The sequence below is a fragment of the Aeromonas sp. ZOR0002 genome (genome assembly GCF_963866995.1).
Taxonomy (GTDB): Bacteria; Pseudomonadota; Gammaproteobacteria; order Enterobacterales; family Aeromonadaceae; genus Aeromonas; species Aeromonas caviae.
Map to the genome: position 1 here is coordinate 1 of NZ_CAWMFQ010000030.1, position 6,091 is coordinate 6,091.

Below are 6,091 nucleotides of genomic sequence, written 5' to 3' on the forward strand. Positions count from 1 at the left end.
GGCCGCCTCGATGGCGGCGTTGAGCGCCAGCAGGTTGGTCTGGGCGGCGATGCCGCCGATCACCCCGAGCACGCTGCCGATCTGCTGGGCATCTTCCTGCATCTCCAGCACCTTGGCGGCGGCGAGATCCACCTCGTCGATGAGGGCCACCACGCTGGCGGAGGCCGATCCCACCACCTTGCGGGAGCTGGCCGCCTGACCGTTGGCGGCCTCGGTGAAGCTGGCGGAGTCGTTGGCGTGGCGGGCAACGCTGTCGGCGGTGGAGCTGAGTTCGTTGAGGGCGGTGACGACCTGATCGGTTTCGCTGGCGTGTTCTCCCAGGATCCGCCTGGCCTGCCCGGTCTGCTGATCGAGCTGGGCCAGCTCGCGGGTGATGAGGTCGGTGGCGGCGGTCACCTGCACCATCATTTGTTGCAGGAAGGCGATGAAGCGGTTGACCGACAGGGCGATGTTGTCCAGCTCGTCATGCCCCTTGACCTGGATGCGGGCGGTCAGATCGGCGTCGCCGGCGCTGAGGGCGTCGATGTTGAGCTTGAGGGTCTGCAGGCGGCTGCCAAGCTGGCTGATGGCCAGCACCATGAGCACGAACAGCAGCCCCGCCAGGGGGAGCTGGATGCTCGCCAGGGTGGCGAGCACATCCCGGCTGTCCTGGGTCAGGGTGCGGGTCGGCAGGGCGGCGGCCAGCAGCCAGGGGGTCCCTTCGATGGCCTCCATCAGCAGGGTCTGTTCCTCACCCTGATCCTGGAAGGTGGTGCGCAGCTGCCCCTTGCTCGCATCCTGGCCCAGCAGGCCGCTGATGGCGAGGGCGAAGGGATAGTCGGTGTGGGCGGAGAGGTTGCCGAGCACCACATCCCCGGTCAGACGGGCGTTGCGGCTCAGGATCTTGCCGTCAGCCTCGATGATCATCACCTGACCGCCGATCTCCTGCTCTTTCTTGGCCACCAGGTCGTTGAAGAAGCCCAGGGTGACGTCTATGGTCGACACCCCGTAGAGGGCGCCATCCTGGTAGATCCCCATGGCGCAGTTGGTTCTCGGCTGCTGGCTCGCGCCATCCTTGTAGGCGGCGGCCCAGGCACAGACGCCACGGGGCGCCTGCTGGCCGGCCTTGTGCCAGGGCTGATCGAAATAGTTGGGCGCCTCTGCCGAGTTCCAGTAGGTGTTGGGAATGAGGGCGTTGGACGCATCCCTGTGGAAGAAGGTGCTGAACTTGGCGCGCCCCGCCTCCCGCTTGTCCGGCAGGGGCCAGATGCCGCCACCGAAGACCATGCCGTTGCCGTACTGGTCGATGAGGGCCGGGAGCTGAGCATCTATCTGCTCGCTCGGCAGTTGTGCCACCAGTTGGGTAATGCTGCGCGACTGGGTCTGCACCCCGTTGAGCTGGTCACGGATATCGGTCGCTATCTCGCCGACTCGCAGCGCCACGTTCTCCTCCCCCGCTTTTTGCAGGGCGGGGGTGATCCAGATCTGGATGCCGATCACCGTCAGGGCGCACACCAGCGCCATGAAGCCCAGAAAAACGGCGGTATAGCGCCCCTTGATTGTGCCCAGATTCCATCCCATAACGACTCCTGTCCACTGTGCCCGGGATCGTGCCCGCGTCTGTTGTGTGAGGGGCCATTATGATTTATTTCGAAAGTGAAACGTTTGTTATCGCTCACATAACATGATGCGGGCAGGCAGGAAAAGGTGAAAAAACTGGGGGTGGAGACAAAAAAAGGGTGGCTTGCGCCACCCTGTCGTTTTCGCCGGTGTCGGGGCAGGGCCCCGCCGGATCACGGGTCTGCTTCGGCAAACCGCTTCATTACGTCGACTGACTGGTTTGCTTCTGCGAACTGCTTGATCATCTCGATTTACTGGTCTGCTTCGGCAAACGGCTTCATCACTTCGACTTACTGGTTTGCTTCTTCGAACTGCTTCATTACTTCGATTTACTGGTTTGCTTCTGCGAACTGCTTCATCACCTCGGCGTGCTTGATCATGCCGTCGGCACGCAGACCAAGGTTCTTCACGAACTCCGCCTTCTTGGCCGGATCTTCAATCTTGTCGTAGCGCTGTTGCAGATGGGCCTGGATCTGTTCCGGGGTCATGTTCTTCATGCGGGCCATCTTGTCGTGGCGGCCGCCATGATGCTTGCCGCCCATCATGCCGGTACCGTCCATGGGGCAACCGGTCGCCGTGGCCTGGGTCGGTTGCGCGGTGGAGACCGCCTCGCTGGCGGCATAGGCGCCCAGCGGCAGGCCGAGGATCAGGGTGGCGGTCAGCAGGGTCTTGGTCAGCTTTTTCATGGGTAACTCCTGTCGGATGTGTACGGGTAGAGGCTCTTTCGCCTTGGTATCCAGTAAACACCGTGGAAGTGTCTGAAATTTGCCAGTAGAAGCCTATTTTGTAGCAGAGTGTGGCAGAGGGACGTGCTGGCACACTTTGACACAACCCGCCCGGTTGATTTTCGTATAATCGCCCCAGCCCGATAACGGAGAGATGATGATGAACCAAGGCAGCCCTCATATTCTGGTGGTCGATGACCACAGCGAGATCCGCGATCTGCTCAAGCGCTTTCTGGAGCAGCATGGCATGCGCGTCAGCTGCGCCCGCGATGGCAAGGAGATGAAGCGGCTGCTGGATGAGCGGGAGTTCGACCTGCTGGTGCTGGATCTGATGATGCCGGGGGAGGATGGCCTCACCCTGTGCCGCGAGCTCAGGGTCAAATCCCGCCTGCCGATCATCATGCTGACCGCCATGGGGGAGGAGACGGACCGCATCATCGGCCTGGAGATGGGGGCGGACGACTACCTCTCCAAGCCGTTCAACCCGCGGGAGCTGCTGGCCCGCATCAAGGCGGTGATGCGCCGTACCCAGGCGGAGAGCCTGCCCGTGCCGGAGACCCTGACCCGGGATCTGCGCTTCGATCGCTGGCTGCTCGACGTCAATCGCCGTGAGCTGGTGGACGAGGAGGGGGTGGGGATGAGCCTCTCCACCGCCGAGTTCGATCTGCTCAAGGTGTTTCTGGAGCGGCCCCAGCGGGTGCTGAGCCGGGATCAGTTGCTGGATCTGGCCCGTGGCCGGGAGGCGGTGGCCTTCGATCGCGCCATCGATACCCTGGTGAGCCGACTGCGGCGCAAGCTGGAGCGGGATCCCAAGAATCCCGAGCTCATCAAGACCATCTGGGGTGGCGGTTACCTGTTCGCCGCCGACGTGACCCAGGAGTGAGGCCGACATGATCAAGCGCGTCTTCGCCAGGCTGCTGCCCAAGGGGTTGACCGGCCAGATAGTGCTGGTGGCCCTGGCGGGGCTGGTGCTGATCCAGCTGCTCAGTATCCAGATCTACCGTTCGGACAGGGAGGAGGCCCTCGGTTACGTCAACAGCCGCAACGCCATGCAGCGGATCATCTCCGTGGTGCGCCTGCTCTCCCTCTCTCCTCCTTCCCTCTATCACGAGATCCTCAAGGCGAGCCGCAGCGAGACCTTGCTGCTGCGTCTGGCCGACGAGCCGTTGCAGCCGGACAACCGCAGCCCCCGCTTCGAGAAGCTGGTGCGGGCCAAGCTCGGCTATCCATCCTCCCTGGCGGTTGAGATCAGCGCCGAGCTGAAGCAGGACATCCAGCGCAGCCGGGCCTGGCAGCACCACAACCGCATGATGAAGGATCGCAACGGCATGCCGCCGCCCCAGGACATGCGGCTCTACGGCTCCATCGAACTGCCCAACGGCGGCTGGCTCCAGTTCAGCTCCCTGGTGGACAAGGAGACGGCGAGCTGGTCCTGGCAGACGACCCTCAACCTGCTGCTGGTGGCGAGCCTGGTGATCGGCCTGATGATCTGGCTGTTCCGCCGGGCGACCCGTCCCCTCAAGCAACTGGCGGCCAACGCCGACAGGCTGGGGCGTGGTGAGGACATCGAGCCCCTGCGCGAGGAGGGGCCCACCGAGATCCGCGAGTCCATCCAGGCCTTCAACCGGATGCACACCCGGCTCGATCGCTTCGTGCAGGACAGAACCCGGATGCTGGCCGCCATCTCCCACGACCTGCGCACCCCCATCACCAGCCTGCGGCTGCGCAGCGAGTTTCTGGCGGACGGGGAAGACAAGGAGCGCTTCCAGCAGACCCTGCAGCAGATGGAGCAGATGCTGGCGGCGACCCTGAGCTTTGCCCGGGAGGAGGGGCAGCAGGAGGCGACCCGGGAGCTGGATCTGGTCAGCCTGCTGGAGAGCCTGTGTGACGACTATGCCGACATGGGCCAGCCCGTCACCTGCCTGGCCGAGGGTAAGCAGGTTTACGCCTGCCGCGCCAACACCCTGCGCCGGGTGCTGCAAAACCTCATCGGCAACGCCATCAAGTACGCAGGGGGGGCCGAGGTTTCGCTGGTGCGTGGTGACGGGGAGTTGCTGATCCTGGTTCGCGATCAGGGGCCGGGGATTGCGGAGAGCCAGCTGGAGGAGGTGTTCAAGCCCTTCGTGCGCCTGGATGAAGCCCGCAACACCGAGTCTGGCAGCGTGGGACTGGGGCTCGCCATCGCCCGCACCCTGGTGCATCAGCACGGCGGTGAGCTCAGTCTCCACAATCGCCAGGAGGGGGGGCTGGAAGCGCGGATCAGCCTGCCCCTGTAAGGAACCTGACCAGGAAATGGGGCACCACCAGGGTGCCCTTTTTGCTGCCCGTGGGCTAGGGAAGCAGGGGAACACGCCGGTCACCCGGAAACGGGCAACAAAAAACCCGCCGAAGCGGGTTTTTTCAATTCTTGCTGAGGCCCTTGCCCAAAGAGGGGAAGGTGCTCCGGCTTGAATTACTGCGGAACGACGTTCGCAGCAGCCGGGCCTTTCTGGCCTTGCTCGATGGTGAACTCAACGCGCTGACCTTCTTCCAGGGTTTTGAAACCGTTGGACTGGATGGCGGAGAAGTGAACGAACACGTCTTTGCTGCCGTCAGCCGGGGAGATGAAACCGAAGCCTTTCTCGGCGTTGAAGAATTTTACGGTACCAGTCATTTTGGACATGATAATTTCCTTGAGTAGTGATTAGTGAAACGCCACCGGAGCGGCAATCCATGATTTTTCGTCAGAAATACGTATGGGGAGCACTAAAGAAGGAGAATTATCTGGCAAGAATTATCGGGGATAACTGCCTGCACAAATCACTGCTTTAAGATGACTGCCTAACATAATCAGGTCTGAACTACCGAACCATCGAAAACGATTAGAACACGCACACCCTGTCATGGCAATCTTTATCTTGGTATTCGTTTCAGTCAGTGATGGCTGGATAGGCGTTTTATCCGGGTGTGCATCAGCTGGCAGGGGCCTCCTGCTGCCCTTTTCAGGGAGATGACATGACGCTCTGCCAGCCCCCTTTTTTGCAGCAGCGTCATCTGCGAGCATTCATGCTGCCGTTACCGTCTGCCACGGTATTTGTTGCTGACGGAATCGGACCAGTTGAAGGTGTCGGGCAGTACTTGGGCACTGGCTCGCTCTTTGGCTTTCTCCCGCGCCAGTGCGGAAGCCGCCTTGGCGGCCTGGGCGCGATCGGCGGCGATCTTCTGGCGTCCTGCTTCGCGGATCTTGTTGCGCTCCCCGTTGGTCAGGGTGTGATCGGCATTGGCCTGGGCCTTTTGCACCAGCAGGGCAATCTCGGCTTTCTCGGCCTCGGTCAGATCCTTCATTTCCAGCTTCTTCATGACGCGCTCCTGCGATCGTTGAATGCCCACCCTAACACACATCCACCGGAGACAGGCTGACCATCCGTCCTCGGATGCCAAAAGTGTCGCCCGGTCGTCATTCCCGGGGGGGCACGCGACGGGAACGCCTGGCTGACAGGCGCTGCCGGGAGGCTGGATCCCGGCGGAAGATTGGGAGTATGCTGAGGCCAGTGCGATCCCCGATCGTCACTGTTGGCGTACTGAAATCCACGATTCGGCTGACATGCTGGAACACCCGTTCCAACTGTCCAGGTAACCTTTTTGGAGTCTGATGATGAGCAACAAAGAACAGCATCACGGCAAAGATGCCAAGAAAAAACCGCAGATGTCACTGAAAGAGAAACGCGAAGCCAAACGTCAGAAAGCAGAGCTGAAAAACGGCAGCGCGATGAAGTAACGCTACTGTG

The 6,091-nt window shown here is 61.8% G+C and carries 7 protein-coding genes; 3 read left to right on the forward strand and 4 right to left on the reverse strand.

Features of this window, described 5'->3' with window-relative positions:
• Together AACR77_RS02050 and AACR77_RS02055 are read right to left on the reverse strand one after the other, a co-directional pair.
• Nucleotides 1-1,560 (reverse strand): methyl-accepting chemotaxis protein (locus tag AACR77_RS02050; protein ID WP_042879471.1); only part of this gene is annotated, 1,560 nt, incomplete at its 3' end.
• Nucleotides 1,561-1,928: 368 nt separating this feature from the next.
• Complete coding sequence (locus AACR77_RS02055) at nt 1,929-2,285, reverse strand: hypothetical protein (protein ID WP_010675900.1); 357 nt, start codon at nt 2,283-2,285, stop codon at nt 1,929-1,931.
• 199 nt (nt 2,286-2,484) lie between these two features.
• On the opposite strand from AACR77_RS02055, the gene AACR77_RS02060 reads away from it, so the two are divergent.
• Entirely contained in the window at nt 2,485-3,207 is a 723-nt protein-coding gene (locus AACR77_RS02060; protein ID WP_010675899.1) for a response regulator, read from the forward strand.
• Nucleotides 3,208-3,214: 7 nt separating this feature from the next.
• Nucleotides 3,215-4,600, forward strand: coding sequence for an ATP-binding protein (locus AACR77_RS02065; RefSeq protein ID WP_010675898.1), 1,386 nt, complete (start codon nt 3,215-3,217; stop codon nt 4,598-4,600).
• A gap of 176 nt (nt 4,601-4,776) precedes the next feature.
• Here the strand turns inward: AACR77_RS02065 and cspE are convergent, their stop codons facing one another.
• Both cspE and yjbD read right to left on the reverse strand, forming a co-directional pair.
• Entirely contained in the window at nt 4,777-4,986 is a 210-nt protein-coding gene (gene cspE, locus AACR77_RS02070) for a transcription antiterminator/RNA stability regulator CspE (RefSeq protein ID WP_010675897.1), read from the reverse strand.
• A gap of 392 nt (nt 4,987-5,378) precedes the next feature.
• On the reverse strand, nt 5,379-5,663 hold the full coding sequence (yjbD, locus tag AACR77_RS02075; protein WP_042879473.1) for a DUF3811 domain-containing protein: 285 nt from the start codon (nt 5,661-5,663) through the stop codon (nt 5,379-5,381).
• Between the two features lie 295 nt (nt 5,664-5,958).
• Here yjbD and AACR77_RS02080 point away from each other — a divergent pair, with 295 nt between their 5' ends.
• A complete protein-coding gene (locus AACR77_RS02080; protein ID WP_010675895.1) occupies nt 5,959-6,081 on the forward strand; it encodes a hypothetical protein in 123 nt (40 codons plus the stop codon).
• Nucleotides 6,082-6,091: the final 10 nt, after the last annotated feature.

Coding starts and splice junctions, on each gene's coding strand:
- AACR77_RS02055 (WP_010675900.1), bottom strand. CDS start 2,285: ATGAAAAAGCTGACCAAGACCCTGCTGACCGCCACCCTGATCCTCGGC.
- AACR77_RS02060 (WP_010675899.1), top strand. CDS start 2,485: ATGAACCAAGGCAGCCCTCATATTCTGGTGGTCGATGACCACAGCGAG.
- AACR77_RS02065 (WP_010675898.1), top strand. CDS start 3,215: ATGATCAAGCGCGTCTTCGCCAGGCTGCTGCCCAAGGGGTTGACCGGC.
- cspE (WP_010675897.1), bottom strand. CDS start 4,986: ATGTCCAAAATGACTGGTACCGTAAAATTCTTCAACGCCGAGAAAGGC.
- yjbD (WP_042879473.1), bottom strand. CDS start 5,663: ATGAAGAAGCTGGAAATGAAGGATCTGACCGAGGCCGAGAAAGCCGAG.
- AACR77_RS02080 (WP_010675895.1), top strand. CDS start 5,959: ATGAGCAACAAAGAACAGCATCACGGCAAAGATGCCAAGAAAAAACCG.